The sequence below is a fragment of the Herbidospora solisilvae genome (assembly GCF_009901565.1).
Lineage (GTDB): Bacteria > Actinomycetota > Actinomycetes > Streptosporangiales > Streptosporangiaceae > Herbidospora > Herbidospora solisilvae.
This window is the reverse complement of sequence record NZ_WXEW01000011.1, coordinates 65,219-89,245: the sequence shown is the minus strand read 5'-3', so window position 1 is coordinate 89,245 and position 24,027 is coordinate 65,219. Positions and strand designations below refer to the sequence as shown.

Annotated in this window: 28 protein-coding genes; 10 read left to right on the top strand and 18 right to left on the bottom strand. The window is 71.4% G+C overall.

All coding sequences use genetic code 11. The annotated features are described in order from the left end of the window. Nucleotides 1-61 precede the first annotated feature (61 nt). Nucleotides 62-1,150 carry a cellulose binding domain-containing protein gene (locus GT755_RS33095; protein ID WP_328794702.1) on the top strand — a complete coding sequence of 363 codons (1,089 nt, stop codon included), beginning with the start codon at nt 62-64 and terminating at the stop codon, nt 1,148-1,150. 125 nt (nt 1,151-1,275) lie between these two features. Here GT755_RS33095 and GT755_RS33090 read toward each other — a convergent pair whose 3' ends face one another. Further along, nucleotides 1,276-1,944, bottom strand: a complete 669-nt coding sequence (locus GT755_RS33090; RefSeq protein WP_161483512.1) for a response regulator — start codon at nt 1,942-1,944, stop codon at nt 1,276-1,278. 73 nt (nt 1,945-2,017) lie between these two features. Between GT755_RS33090 and GT755_RS33085 the strand changes: the two genes are divergently transcribed. Continuing rightward, nucleotides 2,018-2,224 (top strand): EF-hand domain-containing protein, encoded by a 207-nt coding sequence (locus tag GT755_RS33085; protein WP_030452116.1) that lies wholly within the window; start codon nt 2,018-2,020, stop codon nt 2,222-2,224. Between the two features lie 30 nt (nt 2,225-2,254). Here GT755_RS33085 and GT755_RS33080 read toward each other — a convergent pair whose 3' ends face one another. The 5 genes from GT755_RS33080 to GT755_RS33060 are packed head-to-tail and all read right to left on the bottom strand — an operon-like array spanning nt 2,255 to nt 5,169. Then, nucleotides 2,255-2,848, bottom strand: a complete 594-nt coding sequence (locus tag GT755_RS33080) for a maleylpyruvate isomerase family mycothiol-dependent enzyme (protein ID WP_161483511.1) — start codon at nt 2,846-2,848, stop codon at nt 2,255-2,257. 15 nt (nt 2,849-2,863) lie between these two features. Further along, on the bottom strand, nt 2,864-3,316 hold the full coding sequence (locus GT755_RS33075; RefSeq protein ID WP_328794698.1) for an SRPBCC family protein: 453 nt from the start codon (nt 3,314-3,316) through the stop codon (nt 2,864-2,866). Continuing rightward, nucleotides 3,313-3,657, bottom strand: coding sequence for an ArsR/SmtB family transcription factor (locus tag GT755_RS33070; protein WP_161483509.1), 345 nt, complete (start codon nt 3,655-3,657; stop codon nt 3,313-3,315). Before GT755_RS33070 ends, GT755_RS33075 begins: the two co-directional genes overlap by 4 nt. A gap of 26 nt (nt 3,658-3,683) precedes the next feature. Next, entirely contained in the window at nt 3,684-4,058 is a 375-nt protein-coding gene (locus GT755_RS33065) for a hypothetical protein (protein WP_161483508.1), read from the bottom strand. 13 nt (nt 4,059-4,071) lie between these two features. Continuing rightward, nucleotides 4,072-5,169, bottom strand: a complete 1,098-nt coding sequence (locus tag GT755_RS33060) for an NAD(P)/FAD-dependent oxidoreductase (protein ID WP_161483507.1) — start codon at nt 5,167-5,169, stop codon at nt 4,072-4,074. Nucleotides 5,170-5,187: 18 nt separating this feature from the next. On the opposite strand from GT755_RS33060, the gene GT755_RS33055 reads away from it, so the two are divergent. From GT755_RS33055 to GT755_RS33025, 7 genes are read left to right on the top strand one after another with little or no spacing between them, the layout of a single operon-like run. Next, entirely contained in the window at nt 5,188-5,823 is a 636-nt protein-coding gene (locus GT755_RS33055; RefSeq protein ID WP_161483506.1) for a helix-turn-helix domain-containing protein, read from the top strand. A 38-nt stretch (nt 5,824-5,861) separates the two neighbouring features. After that, a complete protein-coding gene (locus tag GT755_RS33050; protein WP_161483505.1) occupies nt 5,862-7,019 on the top strand; it encodes a homogentisate 1,2-dioxygenase in 1,158 nt (385 codons plus the stop codon). Further along, a complete protein-coding gene (locus GT755_RS33045) occupies nt 7,016-7,762 on the top strand; it encodes a hypothetical protein (RefSeq protein WP_328794694.1) in 747 nt (248 codons plus the stop codon). The genes GT755_RS33050 and GT755_RS33045 overlap by 4 nt, the downstream gene beginning before the upstream one ends. Then, nucleotides 7,759-8,856, top strand: a complete 1,098-nt coding sequence (gene fahA, locus GT755_RS33040) for a fumarylacetoacetase (RefSeq protein ID WP_161483504.1) — start codon at nt 7,759-7,761, stop codon at nt 8,854-8,856. Before GT755_RS33045 ends, fahA begins: the two co-directional genes overlap by 4 nt. A 10-nt stretch (nt 8,857-8,866) precedes the next feature. Next, nucleotides 8,867-9,976 (top strand): L,D-transpeptidase, encoded by a 1,110-nt coding sequence (locus tag GT755_RS33035; RefSeq protein WP_161483503.1) that lies wholly within the window; start codon nt 8,867-8,869, stop codon nt 9,974-9,976. Between the two features lie 44 nt (nt 9,977-10,020). After that, the gene (locus GT755_RS33030; protein ID WP_030452123.1) at nt 10,021-10,452 is read left to right on the top strand and encodes an NfeD family protein; all 432 of its coding nucleotides are present in this window, start codon (nt 10,021-10,023) and stop codon (nt 10,450-10,452) included. Between the two features lie 2 nt (nt 10,453-10,454). Then, on the top strand, nt 10,455-11,522 hold the full coding sequence (locus tag GT755_RS33025; protein WP_062439746.1) for an SPFH domain-containing protein: 1,068 nt from the start codon (nt 10,455-10,457) through the stop codon (nt 11,520-11,522). Here GT755_RS33025 and GT755_RS33020 read toward each other — a convergent pair. The 10 genes from GT755_RS33020 to GT755_RS32975 all read right to left on the bottom strand — a co-directional run bounded on the left by GT755_RS33020 (nt 11,519) and on the right by GT755_RS32975 (nt 21,874). Then, nucleotides 11,519-12,334 carry a Fic family protein gene (locus tag GT755_RS33020; protein ID WP_161483502.1) on the bottom strand — a complete coding sequence of 272 codons (816 nt, stop codon included), beginning with the start codon at nt 12,332-12,334 and terminating at the stop codon, nt 11,519-11,521. The two genes, GT755_RS33025 and GT755_RS33020, sit on opposite strands and share 4 nt — an antisense overlap. 33 nt (nt 12,335-12,367) lie before the next feature. Further along, nucleotides 12,368-13,954 (bottom strand): GTPase, encoded by a 1,587-nt coding sequence (locus GT755_RS33015; protein WP_161483501.1) that lies wholly within the window; start codon nt 13,952-13,954, stop codon nt 12,368-12,370. Then, nucleotides 13,951-15,666, bottom strand: a complete 1,716-nt coding sequence (locus GT755_RS33010; RefSeq protein ID WP_161483500.1) for a GTPase family protein — start codon at nt 15,664-15,666, stop codon at nt 13,951-13,953. The genes GT755_RS33015 and GT755_RS33010 overlap by 4 nt, the downstream gene beginning before the upstream one ends. Before the next feature lie 64 nt (nt 15,667-15,730). After that, nucleotides 15,731-16,162, bottom strand: a complete 432-nt coding sequence (locus tag GT755_RS33005) for a hypothetical protein (protein WP_161483499.1) — start codon at nt 16,160-16,162, stop codon at nt 15,731-15,733. Nucleotides 16,163-16,201: 39 nt separating this feature from the next. Then, on the bottom strand, nt 16,202-17,647 hold the full coding sequence (locus tag GT755_RS33000; RefSeq protein ID WP_161483498.1) for a sensor histidine kinase: 1,446 nt from the start codon (nt 17,645-17,647) through the stop codon (nt 16,202-16,204). After that, nucleotides 17,644-18,330, bottom strand: a complete 687-nt coding sequence (locus GT755_RS32995; RefSeq protein ID WP_161483497.1) for a response regulator transcription factor — start codon at nt 18,328-18,330, stop codon at nt 17,644-17,646. Before GT755_RS32995 ends, GT755_RS33000 begins: the two co-directional genes overlap by 4 nt. Further along, nucleotides 18,327-18,836, bottom strand: coding sequence for a hypothetical protein (locus GT755_RS32990; protein ID WP_161483496.1), 510 nt, complete (start codon nt 18,834-18,836; stop codon nt 18,327-18,329). The genes GT755_RS32995 and GT755_RS32990 overlap by 4 nt, the downstream gene beginning before the upstream one ends. Before the next feature lie 19 nt (nt 18,837-18,855). Further along, entirely contained in the window at nt 18,856-20,106 is a 1,251-nt protein-coding gene (locus GT755_RS32985) for an ABC transporter permease (protein ID WP_161483495.1), read from the bottom strand. Further along, nucleotides 20,103-20,831 (bottom strand): ABC transporter ATP-binding protein, encoded by a 729-nt coding sequence (locus tag GT755_RS32980; RefSeq protein ID WP_161483494.1) that lies wholly within the window; start codon nt 20,829-20,831, stop codon nt 20,103-20,105. Before GT755_RS32980 ends, GT755_RS32985 begins: the two co-directional genes overlap by 4 nt. Further along, nucleotides 20,828-21,874 (bottom strand): efflux RND transporter periplasmic adaptor subunit, encoded by a 1,047-nt coding sequence (locus GT755_RS32975; protein WP_328794684.1) that lies wholly within the window; start codon nt 21,872-21,874, stop codon nt 20,828-20,830. Before GT755_RS32975 ends, GT755_RS32980 begins: the two co-directional genes overlap by 4 nt. A 119-nt stretch (nt 21,875-21,993) precedes the next feature. On the opposite strand from GT755_RS32975, the gene GT755_RS32970 reads away from it, so the two are divergent. Next, entirely contained in the window at nt 21,994-23,382 is a 1,389-nt protein-coding gene (locus GT755_RS32970) for an HlyD family efflux transporter periplasmic adaptor subunit (protein WP_161483493.1), read from the top strand. Here the strand turns inward: GT755_RS32970 and GT755_RS32965 are convergent. Further along, nucleotides 23,379-23,795 (bottom strand): type II toxin-antitoxin system VapC family toxin, encoded by a 417-nt coding sequence (locus tag GT755_RS32965; protein WP_161483492.1) that lies wholly within the window; start codon nt 23,793-23,795, stop codon nt 23,379-23,381. The two genes, GT755_RS32970 and GT755_RS32965, sit on opposite strands and share 4 nt — an antisense overlap. Next, nucleotides 23,792-24,016 (bottom strand): FitA-like ribbon-helix-helix domain-containing protein, encoded by a 225-nt coding sequence (locus GT755_RS32960; RefSeq protein WP_161483491.1) that lies wholly within the window; start codon nt 24,014-24,016, stop codon nt 23,792-23,794. The genes GT755_RS32965 and GT755_RS32960 overlap by 4 nt, the downstream gene beginning before the upstream one ends. Nucleotides 24,017-24,027: the final 11 nt, after the last annotated feature.

The following is a 24,027-nucleotide window of genomic DNA, read 5'->3' as shown; positions in this document are numbered from 1 at the left end:
GAGCCTTGGGCCGGAAGAAGTTCCTAGGAGCTGACCGCCCCGTCTCCTTACCATCCGCCCCGTGAAGACGTCGAAGATGAGCGCCCTGGTGGCGGCTCTGGTGCTGCTCGCCGCGTTCTTCGTCACCCGGCCCGCCGAGGCGGCCACGGTGCGGATCATGCCCCTGGGCGACTCGATCACCGGCTCTCCCGGCTGCTGGCGCGCCCTGCTCTGGCAGCGGCTGCAGCAGACGGGCTACACGTCGGTCGACATGGTCGGCACACTCGGCCCGCAGGGTTGCGGGTTCAGCCACGACGGCGACAACGAGGGCCACGGCGGCTACCTGGTGACCAACGTGGCGGCGCAGAACCAGCTCGTCGGCTGGCTGAACGCCACCAGCCCCGACATCGTGCTCATGCACTTCGGCACCAACGACGTCTGGAGCAACCGCTCGACCCAGCAGATCCTCGACGCCTACTCGACCCTGGTCACCCAGATGCGGGCCAAGAACCCGGCGATGAAGATCCTGGTCGCGAAGATCATCCCGATGAACCCGCCGACCTGCGGCGAGTGCGCCCAGCGGACGGTCAACCTGAACAACGCGATCCCCGCCTGGGCCGCCGCCCGGACCACGGCCCAGTCCCCGATCGTGGTCGTCGACCAGTGGACGGGCTTCAGCACCGCCACCGACACCTACGACGGCGTGCACCCGAACGCGTCGGGCGACCAGAAGATGTCCAACGCCTGGTACCCGGCCCTCGCCGCCGCCATCAACGGCACCACCCCCTCCCCCACGCCGACCCCTTCCCCCTCGCCCTCGCCTTCTCCGTCCCCGTCACCTTCGCCGTCACCTTCGCCGTCGCCGCAGCCCGGTGGATGCACGGCGACCTACACGCCGGGCACCCAGTGGGGCGGCGGCTTCCAGGGCGAGGTCACCGTCAAGGCGGGCAGCGCGGCGATCAGCGCGTGGACGGTCCGCTGGACGTTCGCCGACGGCCAGCAGATCACCCAGCTCTGGAACGGCTCCCACACCCAGTCGGGCACCCAGGTGACGGTCCGCAACGCGGGCTACAACGGCAACCTGGGCGCGGGCGCCACCACCACGTTCGGCTTCCTGGCCTCGTGGAACGGCACGAACACCGCCCCCGTCCCGACCTGCACAGCCGGCTGACCTCCGGAACCCCGCGGGGCCGGCCCGAGAGCGGCCCCGCGAGATGAGACGAAGTCCGGTCGCGCCTACCCCCCTGGGCGCGGCCGGGCTTTGCCTGCCCGGCTGTGGATGCGCATCAGCAAGGGCTACGGCTGGAAGCGGTAGCCCATGCCCGGTTCGGTCACCAGGTGGACGGGGTGGGCCGGGTCGGACTCCAGCTTGCGGCGGAGCTGGGCGAAGTACTGCCGCAGGTAGTGGGTCTCCTTGAGGTAGGCCGGGCCCCAGACCTCGGTCAGGAGCTGCCGCTGGCTGATGAGTTTGCCGGGGTTGCGGACCAGGATCTCCAGGAGGTGCCATTCGGTCGGCGTGAGCCGTACACCACCGGAGATGGTCTTGTCGGACAGGTCGACCACATGGCCGCCGATCTTCACCGTCACGGGCTCCGCGCCGGCCGAGGTGCTGCGTCGGGTGACCGCGCGGATGCGGGCCAGGAGTTCGTCGATCCCGAAGGGCTTGGTCACGTAGTCGTCGGCCCCGGCGTCGAGGGCGCCGACCTTGTCCAGGCTGCCCGACCGGCCCGACAACACGATGATCGGCACCTTGGTCCAGCCGCGCAGGCCGTGGATGACCTCCACGCCGTCGAGGTCGGGCAGGCCCAGGTCCAGCACGACGAGATCCGGGTGCCAGTCGGCGGCCAGGCGCAGCGCGGCCGCGCCGTCGGCCGCCACGGCCACGTCGTATTCGCGGGCCGCCAGGTTGATCCGCAGTGCGCGCAGGAGCTGGGGCTCATCGTCGACAACGAGGATCCGCGTCATGAATGCGAGGCTACGCCGCTCTTGGGCAGACATATCCCGCTAGGGTGCTGATCGCGTATCTGAGGAGGAAATCATGAGCGAGTACGCTCCCACCTTCGCCCTCGTCGACGCCGACGGCGACGGCCTCATCTCGGCCGAGGAGCTGACCCGCCTGGCGGATCTGCTCGGCCAGCCCCTCGGTGAGTCGGGCGCCGCCGCGGTGATCGCCAAGGTCGACGGCGACGGCGACGGCCTGATCAACCTGTCGGAGTTCGGCGCCTGGCTGGAGTCGTCCCGCTAGGCCTGTCCACCGACGCCCCGGCCGCCCGGATCAGGGCCGGCGGCCGGTGAAGCAGAGGAAGGCGGTCTGGGCGTCGGCGTCCTCGGGGGCCGCCACGCTTGGATCGAACGCGCCGGTCGCCAGCAGCGCGGCGTGGTGGGGCACCAGCGCCCGGTGGACGCGACTCACCGCCTCCCGGTCGAGGGCCTCGTCGCCGCCGGTGGCGCGGGCGAGGTCCCAGGTGTGCCCGAGCAGCTCCAGCGCGCCCACGACGTCGACGGCATGCTCGACCGGGACGGGGCCGAGCTGGCTGAACGGCAGCGGTCGCGCGGCCAGCACGGGGTCGCGGAGCACCGTCAGCAGGTCGTCGCGGCAGGCGGCGAACGCCGCTCCAAGGTCGGCCCCCGGCTCGACGGCGGGCGCGTCGGACATGGCGGACACCCCGACGCCGTGGGCGGGGGCGGGCGGGGTTCCGTGGACGAAGCCCAGGATCCCCCGGTGGCCGTTGACGACGTGGGCGACCACGTCGCGGGCGGTCCAGCCGTTGCAGGGGCTCTTGGCGTCCCAGAGGGGGGCGGGGGTGGCCCGGATGCGGTCGAGGAAGGCGTCGGCGAGCGCGGCGTACCGGTCGGCGATATGCGACATGGTCTTTCCTGTCGTTCAGTCGAGGGACGCGAGGACGTCACCGAGCCGGTGGGTGACCATGCCGCGCCAGCCGCCGTCCATGATCGTGCGGGCTCGCGTCTGAAGCGGGTCGTCGGGGTCGAAGCCCTCGTGGGTGAGGAAGATCCGGGTGCCCCTGCCTTCGGGGACCAGCGTCCAGGTGATGGTCCAGTCGGTTCCGGCGGGGCGGGCGGGGTCGCCGTCGGCCCAGCCGATGCGCAGCATGCGCTCGGGTTCGAAGGCCAGCACCTCGGCCTGGACGACGCCGGAGAAGCCGGTGGCGGGGATGGCGCGGGTCTCCATGGTGTAGCGATGGCCCACCTCCAGCCGGAAGTCGCCGGGCATGAGCCATCGGGCGATCAGGTCGGGCTCGGTGAGCACCCGCCACACCTTCGCGGGCGGATGGGCCAGGAACTGGTCGACCCTGATCGTGGTCAGGTCGTCGCTCACGACTCGTCTCCGTCCAGGGAGTCGAGGACGTCGCGGAAGGCGGTGAGCCGTTCGCGCCAGAAGCGCTCGAACGGGTTGAGCCATTCCTGCACCTCGTAGAGGGCCGCGCCCTCCAGGCGGTAGACCCGCTGCCGGCCGGCGCGGGACTCGCTGACCAGGCCGGCCTCGCGGAGCACCCGCAGGTGTTCGGAGAAGCTCGGACGGGCCATGTCGAAGTGGGCGGCGAGATCGGTGACCGGCCGCGGACCGGAGTCGCGCAGGAGCCGGAGCACCTCGCGGCGGACCGGGCTGGCCAGCGCGGCGAACACCCGTTCCTCGCTTGTGGCATGACTGACGTGCATGTCAGCCACTATATGTAGGAAATCTCCTACCTGTCTATGACCTCTCCGGTGAAGGGGTCGAGCCTGACCGCACCCTCCGGGGCGACGGCGCAGCCCTCTCCCTCGCAGACCTGGTCTTCCTCGCGGTAGCCCTCCGGGAACGGCGACGTCCCGTCGCCCAACTGGCCTCCGTCGCCCGTGGGACAACCGCCCTCGCAGACCAGGTCGACTTCGGGCGCCCGTACGGGCGTCGCCCCCTCAAGGCCCGGCGACAGGCCCGGAGAGGGAGTCGCGGGCGCCGCAGAAGACGTCAGGACCGCCCCCGCCAGCAGGGCCAGCACGACCCGGCCGAGCGCCGCCACCCGTCCGCCCGGTGGGTCCCCTTCGACCACGATCTCCTCGGCCGCCCCGAAATCACCCATGCCGGGCAGTAGATCACGTCTCGCCGCTGGTCCGCAGGCCGCGCGCGCTTTCCCTCGGGTGCAGGCCGAACCGGGGGTCGACGGCCGCCTCGCCGTTCAGGACCGAGGTCAGGTACGCCGACAGGACCGGCGCGTGCTTGAAGCCGTGGCCGCTGTCGCCGCCCATCACCCAGACGCCGTCGTCAATCTCGGCGATGACCCACTCGGCGTCGGGGGTGATGGCGTACTGGCAGACCTGGGTGAGGCTCAGCGGGACCTCGGCCAGCGACGGGAAGCGGCGGGCCAGGTAGTCGCGGGCCCGGCGTTCGCTGGAGGGCAGGATCTCGCCGCGCGGCGTGTCGGGGTCGAAGCCGGGCTCCCCCTCGACGTCGCTGGTGATCTTCATGCCGTGGCCGCCGACGTCGCCGTGGCCGTAGGCGGAGGCGCTGTAGTCGCAGAAGGCGGGCACGCCGGTCCAGCCGGCGGCGAAGTGGGTGGTGTCCTGCCGGGTGACCGTGATCGGCAGCCCGTCGAACAACCCGGGGAGCCAGGCCCCGCAGGCCCAGACGACCTGGTCGGCGGTGATCACCTCGCCGCCGACGGCCACGCCGCGCCCTGCGGGGCGGGCTGCCCCTCTGAGCAGGGTCACCCCGGCGTCCTGGGCCAGGCCCGTCATGACCTCGGTCGCGCGCCGGGCCCGGACCACGCCCGCCTCGGGTTCGTACAAGACCGTGGCCAGGTCGTCGTGGCCCATCTCGGGGTAGAACATCGCCGCTTCGGCGGGGTCGAGCAACGTACAGGGGATGTCGAGGTCTTTCAGCACCTCGGCGCTGCGGACCTCCCAGCCGTCGGCCTCGCGGCCGAACCACATCACGCCCTGGGGCAGGAAGATCGGCTCGCCGATTCGCTCGTTGAGGGCCAGCCACTCCCGGGTCGACTCCCAGGCCATGCGCGAGTAGAACTCCGACGTCCCGTGGGCCGACCGCACCAGCCGGGTCTCCCCCGCGCTGGCCCGGCGGGGGTCGTCGGCGCCGAGGCGCTCGATCAGGGTCACCCGGCGGCCCGACTCCGCCAGCCGGAGGGCCAGTGACGCGCCCCAGATGCCCGCTCCCACCACAATCACGTTCTGCACCGTCCCATAATCGTCCCCATGGCTGTTGAGTCGGCACAGACCCTTGAGCGCGGACTGCGGCTGCTCCGTCTCCTCGCGGAGACCCCCAACGGGCTGACGCCGACGGAGCTGGCCGCCGCCCTGAACGTCAGCCGGCCCGTCGTCTACCGGCTCGTCGCCTCGTTGCAGAACGAGGGGTTCGCGCGGCGCGACGCCGCCGGGCGGGTGCTGCTCGGGTTCGGGGTGGTCAAGCTGGCCCAGGCGGTCCAGCCGTTGCTGATGGCGGCGGCGGTTCCGGCGCTCCGGCGGCTGGCGGAGGCGTCGGGGGCGACCGCCCACCTGACCGTGGCCGAGGGCGGCGAGGGGCTGGCCATCGCGGTGGTCGAGCCGTCGTGGACCAATCTGCACGTCGCCTACCGGACGGGCTCCCGGCATCCGCTGTCGAAGGGCGCGGCCGGGCTGGCGATCCTGTCGCTGCGGGAGGGCAAGCCGCGTATTCAGGCCACCGAGGGGCACCTTCAGGAGGGAGCCCGGGGGGTGGCCGCGCCGATCACGGGGCTGGAGTGGCTGGAGGCGTCGGTCGGGATCATCTCGTTCGGCGATCTCGACGTCTCGGTCGCGGGGCCGCTCGTGTCGGAGGCCGCCAAGGAGCTCGGGGAGGCGCTTGACGTATAGTGGACGTCAGCGTCCGGTATGCGTACAGGGAGGCGACGATGCCGCACTATCGCACCGTGGGAGAGGTTCCCCGGAAACGTCACGTCCAGTTCCGCCGCCCGGACGGTGGGCTCTACGCCGAAGAGCTGATGGGTGAGGAGGGGTTCTCCTCCGACGCCTCGCTGCTCTACCACCGCCACGCCCCCACGGCCATCACCAAGGCCGAAGCCGTGACCGGTGGCCACACCGCCCTCTCGCCCAATCTGCCGCTGTCGCCCCGCCACTTCCGCACCCAGGACCTCGCCCCTGAGGGCGACCTCGTCTCCGGGCGGCGGCTGCTGGCGGGCAACGGCGACGTCCGGCTCGGCTACGCCGCCACCGACCGCCCCAGCGAGCTCTACCGAAACTCGATGGGCGACGAGTGCGTCTACGTCAAGTCGGGCCGGGCCCGCTTCGAGTCGGCCTACGGGGCGCTCGACGTCGGCGAGGGCGACTACGTCGTCATCCCGACCGGCACCGTCCACCGCTGGGTGCCCTCGGGGCCCGTCGAGGCCCTCACGATCGAGGCCTCCGGGCACATCCGGCCGCCGAAGCGCTACCTCTCGCAGTTCGGCCAGTTCCTGGAGCACGCCCCCTACTCCGAACGCGACCTGCGCGCCCCGGCCGAGCCACTGATCGTCGAAGGGGAGGACGTCCCGGTCCTGGTCCGCACCCGTGGCGGGCTGACCCGCCTCACCTACCGCAACCACCCGTTCGACGTGGTCGGCTGGGACGGGTGCCTCTACCCGTACGTGTTCAACATCGCCGACTTCGAGCCCGTGGTGAAGAAGACCCACGCGCCGCCTCCCGTGCACCAGACGTTCGAGGGGCCGGGCTTCGTGATCTGCTCGTTCTGCCCCCGGCCGCTCGACTTCCACCCGGAGGCGGTGCCGATCCCGTACAACCACCACAACGTCGACTCCGACGAGTTCATGTTCTACGTCGGCGGCGACTACTCGGCGCGGGCCGGCTCGGGCATCGACGTCGGGTCGGTGTCGCTCCACCCGGCCGGGTTCACCCACGGCCCCCAGCCGGGCGCGGTCGAGGCGATCATCGCCTCCGGGGCCACGCACACCTCCGAGCTGGCCGTGATGGTCGACACCTTCCGACCGCTCGACCTCGGTCCCGGCGCGCTGGCCTGCGAAGACGGCGACTACGCCTGGACCTGGGCCCGGTGAACCCGCTGTTCGCGGCCCTCGTCGACGACGCGGGGCTGTTCCCGCCGACCTCGCTGCCGATGGCCGACGCGCTGGCCCGCCACGAGGCCGACCGCGCCGCGGGGAGCGCGGTGCTCACCCACCGGTTCCTCTGCCTGGCCAGCCGTCTCCACGAGATCACCTCGCCCCGGCCGGAGCGGATCGGGGTGATCGTGGACGATCCGCTGGTCGAGCTGCCCGACGTCGATCTCATCGAGGTGCGGCTCGGCAAGCCCGTGCCCCGTTCCGGCGCCCGGCTGTTCGTCGAGGTGACCGCCGACGAGCTCGACGGGCTCGACGCCGTCGCGCACCCGCATCCCTCGACCGGGGCCGGGTTCAAGATCAGGTGTGGCGGGCTCACCCGGGAGGCCTTCCCCTCTCCGGAGGAGGTCGCCCGGTTCATCACCTTCTGCGCCAGGAACGGCATCCCGTTCAAGGCGACCGCCGGGCTGCACCACGCCGTCAGGCACTACGACCCCGCGTTGGGCGTCTGGCGGCACGGGTTCCTCAACCTGCTGCTCGCCACCCACGCCGCCCTCCACGGGGCTGACCCGCTGCCGATCCTGGAGTCGGCCGACGCGGACGGCCTGGCGCGTGCGGCGGTAGCCGTAAAGAAGGAGGAGGCTCTGAGAACGCGGGAGACCCTGGTCTCCTACGGCTCCTGCAGCACCTCCCAACCCCTCAAGGACCTGCGGGAACTCGGCCTGATCGGAGAAGACGCGTGAGTTTCGGGCTCGACAACCTCCCCTACGGCGTGTTCTCCGTCGACGGCGGCCCACCCCGCGTCGGGGTGCGACTAGGCGACCATGTCGTCGACCTGGCGCCCCTGCTCGGCGACGACGTGTTCCGGGAGCCGACCCTCAACCCGTTCATGGCGCGGGGGCGCGGCGCGTGGCGGGCCACCCGGGGCCGCGTCCAGGACCTGCTCGCCGACGACCGCGGCGCCGAGCACCTGATCCCCCTCGATCGGGTACGGCTCCACCTCCCCGTCGACGTCGCCGACTACGTCGACTTCTACGCCTCCCTCGAACACGCCTCCAACCTCGGCCGCATGTTCCGCCCCGACGAGGAGCCGCTCAAGCCCAACTGGCGGCACCTCCCGGTCGGCTACCACGGCCGGGCCGGCACGGTCGTCGTCTCGGGCACCGACATCCGCCGCCCCTGCGGCCAGCGGCCCTCGTTCGGCCCGTCGGCCAAGCTCGACATCGAGGCCGAGGTGGGCTTCGTCGTCGGCGCCGGAACCGGGTTGTGCCAGCCGGCGGGCGCGTTCGACGAGCACGTCTTCGGGGTCGTACTGGTCAACGACTGGAGCGCCCGCGACATCCAGGCCTGGGAGTACGTCCCCCTCGGCCCCTTCCTCGGCAAGTCGTTCGCCACGTCGGTCTCCGCCTGGGTGACCCCCCTCGACGCCCTCGACCACGCCCGCGTCGAAGGCCGCGCGCAGGACCCCACGCCGCTCGACTACCTGCGGCGCAACGCCGAATGGGGCCTCGACCTCGCCCTGGAGGTGCGGCTGAACGGCGAGGTCGTCTCCACGCCGGCCTACCGCGACATGTACTGGACGCCCGACCAGATGCTCGCCCACATGACCGTCAACGGCGCCTCCCTGCGCACCGGCGACCTCTACGCCAGCGGCACCGTCTCGGGCGAGGACTCCCCCGGCTCGCTCATCGAGCTCACCTGGAACGGCGCGCGCCCCCTGAAGAGCGGCCAGTCGTTCCTCGAAGACGGCGACACGGTCACCATCACCGCCACGACCCCGTCAGGGCTGTCCCTCGGGGAGGTAACCGGGCGTATCCTGCCCGCTACCGTTCGGTAGCGTTGGTGCGGTGCCGCGCCTCTTCTGCCTGCTCACGACCCTGATCACCATTCTCGGCTGCTCGCCGGTGACCGCCCTGACGCCCGTCGGCGTCGCGATCTCCCCGGCCCTGGGCGAGAAGCGGGCGGTCCCCGACCGGGGCCTGACGATCAGGGCCCTCAGCGGCACGCTGAGGTCGGTCACCGTGACCGCCGCCGGCGTTCCCGTCCCGGGCCGGTTCGACCAGAAGCGCACCGAATGGCGCTCGTCGTGGTCACTGCGCCCCGGCACCGACCACCTCGTCACCGCCGTCACCACCGACCGGCGCGTCAGCGGCCGTTTCCGCACCCTCGCGGCCACCCCCGCCACGCCGCCCAAGGTCGACCCGCTCCCGGGCGAGACCGTCGGCGTCGGCATGCCGATCGTGGTCGAGTTCAAGGTCCCCGTCCCCGACCGCGCGGTGGTCGAGGGGGCCTTCGAGGTCGTGCCCGACCGCCCGGTCGAGGGCGGCTGGCACTGGTTCTCCGACACGCAGGCCGTCTGGCGCCCCCGCCACTACTGGCAACCCGGCACCCGGGTCCGTTTCACCGCCCACCTGACGGGTCTGCGCTTCGCTCCCGGCGTGTACGGCACCACCGACCCCTCGGCCACCTTCGTCGTCGGCCGCGACATGAGCAGTCACATCGACACGGCCACCCACCGCATGACCGTCCACCGCGACGGCCTGCTCGCCCAGGAGATGTCCATCAGCGCCGGCATGGCCACGACCAGGGAATACACCACGACCAGCGGCGTCCATCTGACGATGGAGAAGAAGGAGAGGGTCCGCATGGTCTCCCCGCGCCGCAAGCCGGGCGACCCCGAATACTACGACCTGATGATCGACCACGCCGTCCGCATCTCCAACAGCGGCGAGTACGTCCACGCCAAGGACAACACGTGGGCGCAGGGCCGCCTGAACGTCAGCCACGGCTGCGTGAACGCCCGCCCCGACCAGGCGAAGTGGTTCTTCGACAACTCCCTGCGCGGCGACCCCGTGGTGATCGTCGGAACCGACAGACCACTCGAACCGGCCAACGGGTGGGGATTCTGGCAACTCCCCTGGAACGCCTGGAAGGCGGGCAGCGCACTCGCTTCCTGACGGGTAGGTTGATATTAGGAACCCCCTATCGATAGGGCGGTGCAATGGACTCGTGGATCGTGTGGTTGATCCTGGCGGCGGCTCTGGGAGTCGCTGAGCTCTTCACGCTCACCGCCGCCATGGGGATCATCTCGGTCGCGGCCCTGCTGACGGCGGGCGTGGCCGCGATAGGGCTGCCGCCCGGCCTGCAACTGCTGGTTTTCGTCCTGGCGTCCGGCGGCGGCCTGCTCGGCCTGCGCCCCCTGGCGATGCGGCATCTGAAGCAGGCGCCCGCCCAGAGGTTCGGCGTCTCGGCCCTGGTCGGCAAGTCGGCGTACGTGACCCACGAGGTCACCGGCCGGGGCGGCCGGGTCAAGATCGGCGGCGAGGAGTGGTCGGCCCGCGCCTATGACGAGACCCTCGTCATCCCCGTGGGGACCACCGTCGACGTGTTCGAGATCGAGGGCGCCACAGCGCTCGTGTATCCACGGGAGTGACCATGGAAGTCGCGCTGCTCGTCATCCTGATCCTGGTCGCGATGTTCGCGGTCGTCACCGTCTTCCGGACGGTGCGCATCGTCCCCCAGGCGCGCGCCGCCAACGTCGAGCGCCTGGGCCGCTACAGCCGCACCCTCGACCCCGGCCTGAACTTCGTGATCCCCTACATCGACCGGGTCCGCCCGCTGATCGACCTGCGCGAGCAGGTGGTCAGCTTCAAGCCGCAGCCCGTGATCACGGAGGACAACCTGGTCGTCGACATCGACACGGTCCTGTACTTCCAGGTGACCGACCCTCGGGCGGCGGCGTACGAGATCGCCAACTTCATCCAGGGCGTCGAGCAGCTCACCGTGACGACGCTGCGCAACGTCGTCGGCGGCATGGACCTGGAGAAGACGCTGACCAGCAGAGACACCATCAACAGTCAGCTGCGGGGGGTGCTCGACGAGGCGACCGGCAAGTGGGGCATCCGGGTCAACCGGGTGGAGATCAAGGCCATCGACCCTCCCAAGACCATCAAGGAGGCGATGGAGAAGCAGATGCGCGCCGAACGCGACAAGCGCGCCGCCATCCTGACCGCCGAGGGCCTTCGGCAGTCGCAGATCCTCACCGCCGAGGGCGAGAAGCAGAGCGCCATCCTGCGCGCCGAGGGTGAGCGCACCAGCCAGATCCTCAAGGCCGAGGGCCAGTCGCAGGCGATCGACGAGGTCTTCCAGGCCGTCCACCGCAACGACCCCGACCCGAAGCTGCTGGCCTACCAGTACCTCCAGATGTTGCCGCAGCTCGCGTCCGGCCCGGGGAACACGTTCTGGGTGATCCCGTCGGAGGTGACGTCCGCGCTCCAGGGCGTCTCGAAGGCCTTCACCGAGGCCCTCCCGCAGTCGGCGGCCACCCGCGAACAGCCGGACCGCGACCGTCCGGCCGGCTCGGAGGCGGTCCGCGAGGCGGAGGCCGCGGCGGCCGAGGCCAAGGCGGAGGCGGAGGCCGACTCGCTGCCGAGGTCGATCGAACGGGGCCAGGCGGTGCCCGACCCCCTGGGCGACCTCAACCGCTCACGAGACCGCGCCTAACCGCTGAGGCCGAGAACCTTCCGAAGGTCGCCGACCGGCAACCACGCGAAGCCCCGGCCCTCGGGAACCCTGGTCAGCAGGCCCTGGCCCTCGAGGGCCTGCAGGTCTGTGCGTGCGGTCTGCACGGTGACGTTGTGACTTCTCGAGTGTGACCGGACGGTGTAGCGGGCGTCGGGCTTCTTGATCGCGTTCTGCAGGAGCGCGATCTGACGATGGTTGAGGTGACCGGCGAGCGCGGACACGGCCCGCTGGAGGTTGCGGGTCTGGCTGACCTTGCGATCGAGGTAGTCGTGCAGGTCGGTGATGGCCTGGCTGATGATGCCGAGCTGGGCGGCGATGAAGTAGGTCAGGTCGCCCTCGTCCTGCTCGCAGTGCAGGAAGCTGCGGCCGTACTGAGCCTGTTTCCGTTTGAGAAGGCGGGAGATCGACAGGAACTCGGTCAGCCAGTAGTCCTGGTTCAGCATCGACCAGTAGAAGAGCACCCGGGCGGTGCGGCCGTTGCCGTCGACGAACGGATGGTCGAAGGACAACATGAAGTGGACCACGATGGCGCGCACGACCGGCGGCACGTAGGAGGTGCCGCTCTCTCCGTTGGCGAAGGCGCAGAGCGCCTCCATCCGCTCCGGCAGCTGCTCCGCCGGCGGCGGCGCGTGCAGGACGTTCCCCTCCATGTCCATGACCACGACCCGTTCCTCGCCGGGCAACTGCGGCCGGCCCGCCGTGGCGGGGTCGTCGAGGGTGCCCTCGGTGACGATGCGGTGGATCTCGGCGATCAGCGCCGGCGTCAGAGGTTCGCCCCTCAGCTCACCCATTTAGCAGCTAATTAGCTGCTAGGTTCTCCAGAATTAGCTGCTCGCCGTCCTGGCCCGCTTGACGAAGGTCGTGTAGCGGGTCTGTTCGTGTTCGATCGGGGTGATGACCAGCCGGTCGGCCACGTCGGAGATGTTCTGCCGCAGGACCCTGGCCGACTTCCTCGCCTTCCGGCGGCTGCCGATCCAGGCCAGGCCCCGCGTCAGCAGGGCCACCACCACCCCGGCGACCGCCGCCCCGACCAGCAGCGTCGTCGGCCAGGGCACCTCCCCGGCCGTCGGCGTGTAGAGACTCGGCAGTTGCAGGAAGCCCAGCACGTACAGGACCAGCAACCAGCCCAGCCCCGCCAGGAGGGTCGCGAACAGCAGCCATTGCAGGGCGTTGACCGCGCGCCACCACAGGGGGCGGCGTTCCATGCCGAGGGCGCTGCCGGCCACCGCTCTGTCGAGGGCGTCGGCCAGGTCGTCGTGGTGTTCGCGGGCCGAGCGGCGGATGGCGGCCGCCCACGGCTCCGGGACTCCTTCGGCCGCTTCCAGGCCGACCGCTCTGACCGCCGAGTCCATCTGCGAGGTCTGGACGGCCGACGCCTGCGGCAGGGAGGTGCGGCCGGTCGTGGGGCGTTGCAGGTGGAGGCGGCGCAGGGGGTCGGGGCGGAAGCGGCGGAGCCAGCGGGTGACCGGCCAGCCCATGGCGGCGACCGCGTGGTGCCGGTGGGCCTTCGCCACCGCCCGGACCACCAGTGGAACTCCGGCCGCTTCGGCCAGGGCTTCGTCGAGGGCGTCGTGGTCGGGAACGCGCAGGTCGGACTTGGGCAGGCCGCCGGAGGCGGCGATCAGGTGGTCGGCGGCTCCGGCCGTGTCGGCCTCCAGCCGCGACGACCACGCGTGGCGGCGGGTGACCAGCTCGGTGAGCAGGTCTTTGAGCTCCTGTACGCCCTCTCCCGTCACCGTCGACACGGGCAGGATGGGCACGTCGCGCAGGCCGTCTTCGGCCAGCAGGCGGCGCAGGTCGTCGATACAACGGCGGACGGCCTCGGGGGGCAGGCGGTCGATCTGGTTCAGCACGACCAGGGTCACGTCGGCGTGCCTGGCCAAGGGACGCAGGTAACGCTCGTGGATGGCGGCGTCGGCGTACTTCTGGGGGTCCATGACCCAGACGAGCTGGTCGACGACGGCGACCAGGCGGTCGACCTCCAGCCGGTGGGAGAGCTCGATGCTGTCGTGGTCGGGCAGGTCGAGCAGGATCAGCCCGGCCAGGTCGTCGGAGTTCACGACGTGCCGGGTGGGCACGTCGAGCCAGTCGAGCAGGGGGCCCGAGCCCTCCGGAGACCACAGGGCGCCCTGGGCCTTCGAGGTGGTCGGGCGGGTCACCCCGACCCTGGCGACCTCGCCCCCGGCCAGCACGTTGAACAACGACGACTTGCCGCTGCCGGTCGCCCCGGCCAGGGCGACGGCCGTGTGGTCGACCGACAGGCCCGCGCGGGCGCCCGCTCTGGCGACGACGGCGCGGGCGTGGTCGACCGGTTCCCTCGCGATCCTGCCCTCGGCCACGTCGGCGGCGGCGCCGAGGGCCTTGAGGCGGTCGTCCAGGGAGATGTGGGAGCGGCGCCGCAGGAGCTTCACGCGGCACCGCCCGGAATGTCGCTCTTGCGGCGTTCGACGGCCTCGGCGGCGGCCCGCAGGGCGTGGGTGTCAGTGGACTCCATGCCTTCCAGCAGGGCGTAGAAGCGTCCGGCCTCCTCGTCGAACAGGTCCCTGACCCGCTGGCGGAGGTTGGCGCGGGCGGCGTCGGTGAGGCGGCGCACGGCCTGATCGCCGAAGACCGCCTCCAGGAGTTTCTGGCTGAGGACCGTGGTGCCGCCGGCGACGCCGATCTCGATGCCGGTCAGACCGCCCGTGGACGCGAACACCGTCAGCATGATCAGCAGGCCCATGCCGTTCACCCCGAACGAGGCCGCCCTGGCCATGCTGCGTTTGTCGGCGCCCTCCTCGCGGACGAGGTCGAGCACGTATCCCTGCCAGTCGCGGACCGCCTTGGCGGCCTTCGGCGGCAGGTCCGCGGAGACCCGGCCGAGCTTTCCCGCGGTTTCGATTCCGGTACGTTCCAGCAGGTCACGCCCCTGCGGTGTGGAGAGCCACGCGTCCACGGCCCGTTCGGCCGACCCGTCGGCGGTGGCCCGGATCAGCGACTCGACGCCGCTCTCCAGGGCCACCCTGAGCCGCTTGTCGGGGGCCGGGCGTCCGGTGAAGGCGGCGACGACCTTGTCGCGCAACCAGCCGACCCGGGTCTCCAGGGAGCGCATGATGTCGCCGGTGCCGACGAAGTCCTGCCAGCGGTTCAGCACCTCGCCGCGCAGCAGGGTGCCGTCGCGCATGGCCTCGTCGAAGTCGGCCATGCCGACGTCGTAGCCCTTCTCGACCAGGCCGCGCAGCTCGTTGGCGCCGAGCAGCTGGCGGTCGGCCGCCTCGGCCAGGGCCGGGACCCGGACGGCCAGGCTGTCGAGCGCCCCCGACAGGGTGCGGCGGACCACGTCCGCGCGGGCCTCGTGGTCGGCCGACAGGCCGTCGAGCCACTTCTTGATCGGCCGGACCGCGATCTCGGGCAGCCGGGCGCGTTCGCTCGGCAGCGGCAGCTCCGGCACCTCGAACAGCGGCGTGCCCGCCAGGCCGTTCTCCTTGAGCAGGCGGCGCAGGTCGGCGGCGACCGGCACGCGGGCCTCTTCTGGCACCCGCTGGAGAATCACGGCCATGGCGGTGCTGCGCTCGCTCGCGATGCGCAGGAAGCCCCAGGGGACCTCGTCGGCGTACCGGCTGGCGGTCGTGACGAACAACCACAGGTCGGCGGCGGCCAGCAGCTGGGCGGCGAGCTCGCGGTTGGCGGTGACCACCGAGTCGATGTCGGGGGCGTCGAGCAGGGCCAGGCCCGGCTTGACCTGCGGAGACGTGACGATCTTGAGGGTGCCGGGCTGGCCGTCGCCGGTCGAGCGGGGCAGCCCCGGCAGCACGTTCGCGGAGGTGAACCACGGCGCGTCGGCCGAGCTGGTCACCAGGGTCGGGGCCAGCGTGGTCGGGCGGAGCACGCCCGGCGCGGTGACGTCGTCCTGGACGAGGGAGTTGACGAGGGTCGACTTGCCGGCCCCGGTGGAGCCGCCGACCACGGCCAGCAGGGGCGCGTCGATGGCGGCCAGGCGCGGGATGAGGTAGTCGTCGAGCTGCCCGGCCAGCTCCTTCTGGGCGTGGCGGTCGGCCTCGACGTTCCCGATGGCGAGCGGGAACAGGTCACGGCCGAGCTGCGCACGCAGGCTCTTCAGCGCGGTCGCCAACCCATCGGACATATGGTCCGACTTCCCTCAAAGAAGCGTGCGCAACGTGGCAGAAGCGCCAATTCACCGCAAAGGCCTATGACGTGGACGGCATCAAGGGGCGGCACTTCTCCAGCGCCTTCCTGATCGCCGGGTCGTCCCGGTTCACGTCGCGGAAGCTCCCCACCTCCGCGCCGTTGTCCTTCATGCACGTACGGAAGGCGTTGAGGGCCGAATCGTCCATCTGACGCCGGCCGCCGCAGGCCTGGACGGCCGCACGTGTCTTGTCGTCCATGGACGGAAACCCCGACGGCCGCGGTCGAGGCTCACCCGACGGTCGGCCTCCCAGGTTGCGGAAGCCGCTCTCGGGCAGGGTCACCCCGTGTTCCTTGAGGCACTCGGCCAGGGCGGTGCGGTCGCCGGGCCCGCCTGACGGCGCGGGAGCCGCGGTGGTCTCCTCGCTGCCGCCGCATGCTGTCAGGGTCAGGAGCAGGGCCGCGGTCAGGGCGGCGAAGACGGTCTTCTGCACGGCTCCCATCGAAGAGGGCCGGAATATGAGGCCGTTGAGTCACCCCTGTGAGGATGCTGGCAACTCCACCCGGAAGACCGCGCCCTTCTTCCCGTTGTCCGCGCGGATCCTCCCCCCGTGGGCCTCGACCAGGGCCGCCGCGATCGACAGGCCGAGCCCCGCGCCGCCCTTCCGCGCCCCCCGGCTGCGGGACGGGTCGTCGCGGTAGAAGCGCTCGAAGACCCGATCGGGGCAGCGCAGCCCCGGCCCCTCGTCGGCGACCTCGATCACGACGTCCGTCCCGGCCGAGCCGACCGCCACGGTGAAGCCCGTCCCCTCGGGCGTGTGCTTCAGCACGTTCCCCACGAGGTTGCCGAGCACCTGCCGCAGCCGCGCCTCGTCGCCGACGATCACCAGGGGGTCGTCGGAGTCGTCGAGCCGGACCAGCTCGATCTCCCGCTCCGGAGCCAGGAGGCGGGCGTCGAGCACCTCCCCGGCGGCCAGGCTGAGCAGGTCGACCCGTTCGTGTTCGAGGGGGCGCTGCTGGTCGAGGCGGGCGAGCAGGAGCAGGTCGTCGACCAGGACGCCCATGCGGGAGGCCTCGCCCTCGATGCGGCCCATCAGCTTCTCGGTGTCGGGGTCGGCCTCCTGGCGGTAGAGCTCGGCGAAGCCCCTGATGGAGGTCAGCGGGGTGCGCAGCTCGTGGGAGGCGTCCGCGACGAAGCGGCGCATCTTCTCCTCGGAGCCGCGCGCCTCGGCGGCCGACAGCCGCGCGGCCGTCTCCGACTGCTCCCGGGCGCGGAAGGCCAGCTCGATCTGGTGCAGCATGCCGTTGATCGCGCCGCCGAGACGGCCCATCTCGGTGCTGCGGGGTTGTTCGGGCACCCGCTGCGACAGGTCGCCCCCGGCGATGGCGGCGGCGGTGTGCTCGATCTCTCCGAGGGGACGCAGGCTGCGGCGTACCAGCAGATAGCAGGCGACGCCGAGCGCGACCAGCACGGCCGCGCCGACCCCGGCCACGATGGTGGTCAGCCGGGCGACCGTGTGGTCGATGTCGCCCATGCTGACCGCCACCACGCGGCTGCGCCCGTCGGGCGTCGGCACGGCCACGGCCCGCCATTCGGGGCCCGCCCCGTCGACCGACTCGACGGTGAAGGGATGCCCGGCGAGCGCCGCGACCCTGGTGTGGTCGAGGCCGGTCAGCGCGGGCTCCTCCGACGCGGTCGACGTGGCGATCTGGTCGGCCACCTTGCCGTCGGCGTCGAGGATGAGCACGTGGAAGAGGCCCGGCAGCCGCTGCGGCCGGGCCTTGGCGAGCTTCGTGAAGGACGGCTTCAGGGTCGCCTCGCGCAGCGGCAGGCCGGCGGCGATGAGCTGCTGGTCGATGCGGTCGACCAGGTAGCCGCGCAGCAGCCTCACCGCGAACACGCCGGTCAGCGTGATCGCCAGGGTGACCAGGACGAGCGTCCCGGCCACCAGCCGCGCCCAGAGGGGCACCCGCCTCATCGGCGGGGCGCGCGCAGCACGTAGCCGACGCCGCGCAGGGTGTGGATCAGTTTCGGGTCGCGGGTGTCGACCTTCTTGCGCAGGTACGACACGTACGACTCGACCACGTTCCGGTCGCCGCCGAAGTCGTAGCGCCAGACGTGGTCGAGGATCTGCGCCTTCGACAACACCCGGCCCTGGTTGACCATGAAGTAGTGGAGCAGCTTGAACTCGGTCGGCGACAGCCGCACCGGGCGGCCCGACCGCCAGACCTGGTGGGCGTCCTCGTCCATCTCCAGGTCGGCCACGCGCAGCCGCGCGGGCGCCGGGTCGGCGGCCCCGGCGCGGCGCAGCACGGCCCGGATGCGGGCCAGCACCTCGTCGAGGGAGAACGGCTTGGTGACGTAGTCGTCGCCGAGGGCCAGGCCGGCGAGCTTGTCGTCGTGTGACTGGCGGGCCGTCAGGAAAAGCACCGGCACCCGCCGTCCGGCGGCGCGGAGGCGGGTGGCGACGGCGATGCCGTCCATGTCGGGGAGCATGACGTCGAGGATCATCAGGTCGGGCCGGAAACGTTCGGCGGCCTCGACCGCCTCTCTCCCGTCGGACGCCGTGATGACCTCGAACCCGGCGTAGCGGAGGCTGGTCGACAGCAGCTCCCTGATGTTCGGTTCGTCGTCGACGATCAGGAGCCTGGCCTCACTCATTGGTTCGCTCGCATTCTCGGCACGCCACCGCCCTCGGTCACGCTGGTGGCCGCGACATTCCCGTCGGCGTCCCGCTCGCCCTGGACGACGACCGACGCGCCCGGCTTGAGGTCCGACAGCTTGCCCTCTTTGGAAATTCGCACTTCGGTGTCGTCACCCGTGGTGACGACCGTGGTGGTGCCGTCGGCGCCCTCGACGTAGACCTTGGCGCCGTCGACCAACTTGACGGTACCGACCGTTCCCTGCCGGGTCGGCTGGGCCCCGGTCTGGCCGCCGCGACCGGCCATGAGCTGGCCGATCATGGCCGTCCGGTCGTCGAGGGCGCCGAAGGTCTTCTGGGCCTGGATGCCGACCAGGATCCCCGCGACGAGGACCACCCCGGCGGCCAGGAACAGGGTCAGTCTGGGGAGTTTCGCCCGCGTGGGGCGGGCGGTCAGCTCCTCGGAGAGGTCGCCGCGGAACGGCGAGGTCTCCAGCAGCTCGTCGGCGGACATGCGCCTGGGCACCGTGACTCCTAACTCGAAGCTACTCGAAGCGCAGGGCTTCGATCGGCCGCAGCTTGGCGGCGCGGTTGGCGGGATAGCTGCCGAAGAACAACCCGATGGCGACCGAGACCCCGAGCGCCAGCACGACCGAGCTCGGCACCACGACGGGCGTGATGCCGGCGATGGTGAACTGGGCGCCGGTCATCGCGACGGCGACCCCGAGCAGGCCGCCGATGAGACTCAGCAGGGTCGCCTCGACGAGGAACTGGCCGAGGATCGCGCCGCGCGGGGCGCCGACGGCCTTGCGGATGCCGATCTCGCGGGTCCGCTCGGTGACCGTGACCAGCATGATGTTGGTGATCCCGATCCCGCCGACCAGCAGGCTGATCGCCGCGACGGCCGCGAGCAGGACCGTGAACGTCGAGGTCGCGGCGCTGACGGTCTCCTGGAGGGTGGCCTGGTTGAGGATCTGGTAGTCGGCCGCGACCGCGCCGCCGACGCCGTGCCGCTGGTCGAGCACGGCGGTGATCTCGGCCTGGGCGGCGGCCACGTCGTCGGCCGACCCGGCCTTGACGAGGATCTGGTTCAGCGGCCCGAACCCGGTGAGGCTCTGCTGCACCGCGGGCAGCGGCGCGATGGCGACGTCGTCGGCGTCCTGGAACCCGCCGCTCGCCCCGGCCTCCTTCAGCACCCCGACGACGGTGAACGGCACCCCGGTTATGGTGATCTGCCTTCCGACCGGGTCGAGCGTGCCGAACAGGTTCTCGGCCACGGTCTGCCCGATCACGACGACCTTGCGGGCGGCCAGCACGTCGTCGTTGAAGAAGTACGTGCCCTTGGCGACGGGCTTGTTGGAGGCCTCGAAGTAGCTCGGGTAGGTGCCGACCACCTGCTGGACGGTGTGGGAGGCCCCGTCGTACGACGCCGCCCGCGAGGCCGCCGAGACGACCGGCGACACCGAGCTCACGTGGGGCGCGGCCGTCCGGTCGGCGAGCGCCCTGGCGTCGTCCACGGTCAGCGGCCTGGCCTGGGTGCGCGGCCCGCTGTCCTGCTGCGGCCGGGCCATCCGGAAACCTCCTCCGCCGCCGCCGGTCGACGAGCTCACCGTGAGCGTGTTGGCGCCGAGTTGCTGGATGTTCCGCTGGATCGACTGCGAGGAGCCCTCGCCGACCGCGACCAGCAGGATCACCGCCGCGACCCCGATCAGGATGCCGAGCGTGGTGAGCGCGGAGCGCATCTTGTTGGCCGCCAGCCCCCGGACGGCGAACCGGACGATCTCGACGGCGCTCACGCGGTCACCTCCCTGAGGCGCGGCGGCAGTCCGTCGACGGGGGCGAGCCGGATGTCCTCGACGATCCGCCCGTCCCGCAGCCGGACCACCCGCTTGGCGTGCTCGGCGACGTCGGCCTCGTGGGTGATGACGACGATCGTGCGGCCCGCGGCCGACAACCGGTCGAAGATGCCCAGCACGTCGAGGGTGGAGGTGCTGTCGAGCGCGCCGGTCGGCTCGTCGGCCAGCAGCAGGGCCGGCGAGTTGACCAGCGCGCGGGCGATGGCGACCCGCTGCTGCTGGCCGCCGCTCAGCTCGTTCGGCTGGTGGTTCACCCGGTCGGCCAGCCCGACCAGTTCCAGGGCGGCCAGCGCCCGGCGGCGCCGCTCGGCCGGCCTGACCCCGCCGTAGGCGAGCGGCAGCTCGACGTTGGCCAGCGCCGTCATGCGCGGGATCAGGTTGAACGACTGGAAGACGAACCCGATCTTGCGGTTGCGCACCACGGCCTGCCGCCGGTCGTCGAGCGCGCCGACGTCGACGCCGTCGAGGTGGAACCGCCCGGCGCTCGGGACGTCGAGGCAGCCGATGATGTTCATCAGGGTCGACTTGCCGGAGCCGGAGGCCCCCATGATCGCCACGTAGTCGCCGGGCTCGACCTGGAGGGAGACCCCGCGCAGGGCGTGCACTGCCGTCTCGCCCGCGCCGTAGACCTTGGTGGCGTCCCGTACGTCCAGAACCAGGCTCATGGCCGCCCACCGAACCCGCCGCGGAAGAACCCGCCGGTCTGGCCGGTCGGTGTGACGACCGGCCGCACCACCTGATCACCCTCCTGGAGACCCGAGACGATCTCGGTGCCGGTGGTCCCCCTGACCCCGGTCTCGACCACCCGCACGGTCTGCCTGCCGTTCTCCAGCACGGTCACCGTGCTGCGCCCGCCGGCCGTGGTGATCACCGCCGAGGGCAGCGTCAGCACGTCGTCGGCCCGCTCGACCACCACGCTCACCGAGGCCGTCTGCCCGAGCCTGACCTGGCCGGGGACGTCGGTCAGCTTGATCGTGGCCGCGTAGGACACCACGTTGTCCTCCGTCTGCGGCTGCGCCCCGATGAGCGCGACCTCGCCCGTGGCGGTGACGCCCGGGATGGCGTCGAAGGTGATCTGGGCCTGCTGCCCGACCTTCAATTTGCTCACGTCGGACTCGGTGAAGTTGCCGACGATCTGGAGCCTGCCAGGGTCGGCGACGTCGACGAAGCCGCCCTCCTGGACCTGCGAGGGCCCGCCGACCGTGCCGCCGACCGCCGTGACGGTACCGGCGAACGGGGCCTTGATGACGGTGCCGGCGAGGGCGCGCTTCGCGGCCTGGTAGGCGTTCTTCGCGGCGACGTACTGCGAGTATCCGGTGGCGCTGTCGGTGTCGCCGTCAGCGGCGGCGTCGAGGCTGGCCTTGGCCGCGTCCACCCCTTCCCGGGCGCTCTCGTCGTCGAGCCGGGCCAGCACCTGCCCCTTCTTCACCTTCTGGCCGGGTTCGACGGAGATCGATTCGACGGTGCCCTGGGTCGCGAAACTCAGCGAGCGGCTGCGGGCGCTCTCCACGGCCCCGGAGGCGGTCACGGCGGACTCGACGGTCCCGCGGGTGACCCTGGTGGTCAGCACGTTCCCCGGCTCCGCCGGCCCGCCCCCGCCTCCGAGGGAGGCCCAGGCGGCCCCGGCCCCGCCGAGCAGCAGCACCCCCAGCGAGGCGTTCAGGATCAGCGCTCTGCGCTTCGTCGACAACGTCACAGGGATGGACACTGCCGGTCCAGGTTTGGAGCGCCCTCCGCCGGTCCTGAACGTTTCCTGTCAAGGGTCCACAGGTAATCCGCAGTTTCGGCTCAGCGGAACATGACACGCGGTCACCAGGATGACGTGCCATGACTCCTACCCGGCTCCGCGCCGGCGGCCTCGCCCTGGCCGCCGTCGCCCTGGTGACCACCGGCGTGATCCTGCTCCGGGAGGACCCGCCGGCCCGGCCTGACGTGGAACTCGTCGCCGCCCGGCGCGGCGACGTGACCTCGGTCGCCTCCGCCGCCGGGAACACCGTGGACGACGGCATCCACGACCTGGCCTTCTCGACGGCCGGAACGGTCGAGAAGGTGTACGTGAAGACCGGCGACAAGGTCCGCAAGGGAGACCTCCTGGCCCGCGTCGACGACACGATCGCGCGGGAGAACTACAACGCGGCGAAAGCATCCTTGGCCGCGGCGGAAGACCAACTGGACACGGTCGACGGCTCAGGCTCGACGGGCGGCTCCTTCGCCGCCCCTGCCCGACAACCACGGGACCGACCCCAGGCGAACTGCCCGCGACCTTCGGCCAAGCCGAGCGGCCAGGCTTCCGACCGGCCGAGCACCCCGCCGCCTTCCACGGGCATGCGAGCAGCGACGGTGTCCCTCACCAAGGTCACCACTCCATCCCCGTCGCCATCGGGCAGGCCGTGGCGTCAAGGCGAGGCGGAAGTCCACCTCGATCCCACGAGTGAGCCGTCCCCATCGCCCTCCCCGACCGCTTCTCCGAGCGCCACCCCGCAACCTGAGAGCCAACCGTGTGATCAAAGCCGGCAGCCGCAGCAGCAGCAGCGCCCCCAAGGCGGCGGCACCCGGCTCCCGCAGCAGCAGGGCGGCGGCCCCCAGATGACCGAGGCCGAGGCGGAGGCCGCGGTCACGCGGGCCAAGAACGACCTGAACGCCGCCGAGGACGCCCTGAAGGGCGTCGTCATCAGGGCACCCTCAGCCGGTACGGTCCTCCAGGTCAACGGCGCCGAAGGCGACCAGTACACCGAGGGCGCCTTCGTCAGCCTCGGCGACCTCGACGACCTCCAGGTCAAGGCCCTGTTCACCCAGTCGGACATCGGCACCCTGAAGACCGGCCAGCAGGCCGTCATCACGTTGGGCACCCCCGAGGGCGCCTACGAGGGCACGGTCTCCCACATCGACCCCATGGCCACGACGACCGACCTGCTGGTCCGATACGGCGTCACCATCTCCTTCGACGACCAGCCCGCCGGCCTCCGCCTGGGCCAGACGGCCACCGTCCAGGTCGTCACGGGCCGGGCCCCGGACGCGGTCCACGTCCCGGCGCGGGCGGTGCAGAACGACACGGTCACCCTGGCCGACGGCGCGAAGCGCAAGGTCACGACGGGGGTCCGCAGCGACACGCAAGTGGAGATCACCGGCGGCCTGACCGAGGGCGAGAAGGTGGAACTCCCGGGCGCCTCCGCCCTCAACGGCGAGTTCCCCGACAGCACCTTCCCCGGCCTCTAGGAGACGGCCGGAGGCGGATAGCGATGGATCTCCGCCCGATGCCCGGTCGACCCGGCGAACTTGGCGTCATCGGTCAGCAGCGGCACCTGCAGGTATTCCGCGAGAGCGACATACATGCCGTCGTAGGCCGTGAGGTTGTTCCGCAGTTCCAGCACCCGCTTCTGCAGCGGCGCCATCGGATGCCGGGCGATCTTCAGCTGCCCGAACCGTTCCAGCATGATCTGCGCTCGCTCGACGGAGATCCGTACGTCCGGTTTGCTGGTGCTGACATGTCCGCGCACCACCGAGGCGATTTCGACATCGATCAGGGCGGGGGCGTGGACCTGCCGGTTCAGACGTTGCCGAAGCAGGTGGTCACCTTTTACGTTGGCCAGCAGCCGGAAGACGATCGAGGCGTCGACGACCAGGCTCAACGCCGGCCGTCCCGCATCGTCTCCCGGACGAATTCGGGGTCGTAGGGAACGGGCTCATCGGCGGCGATCCTCTCCATGACCTCATCGAGGGTCGGGGTCGACGCCTGCTCGTTCAGCAGCTCACGGAGATAGGACGAGAGCGACTTGCCGGCCTGCTCGGCTCTCGCCTTCAGCGTGAGCTCGGTCGAATCAGGAACGTCGCGAATCTGAATGGTCCCCATGCCATCACCAT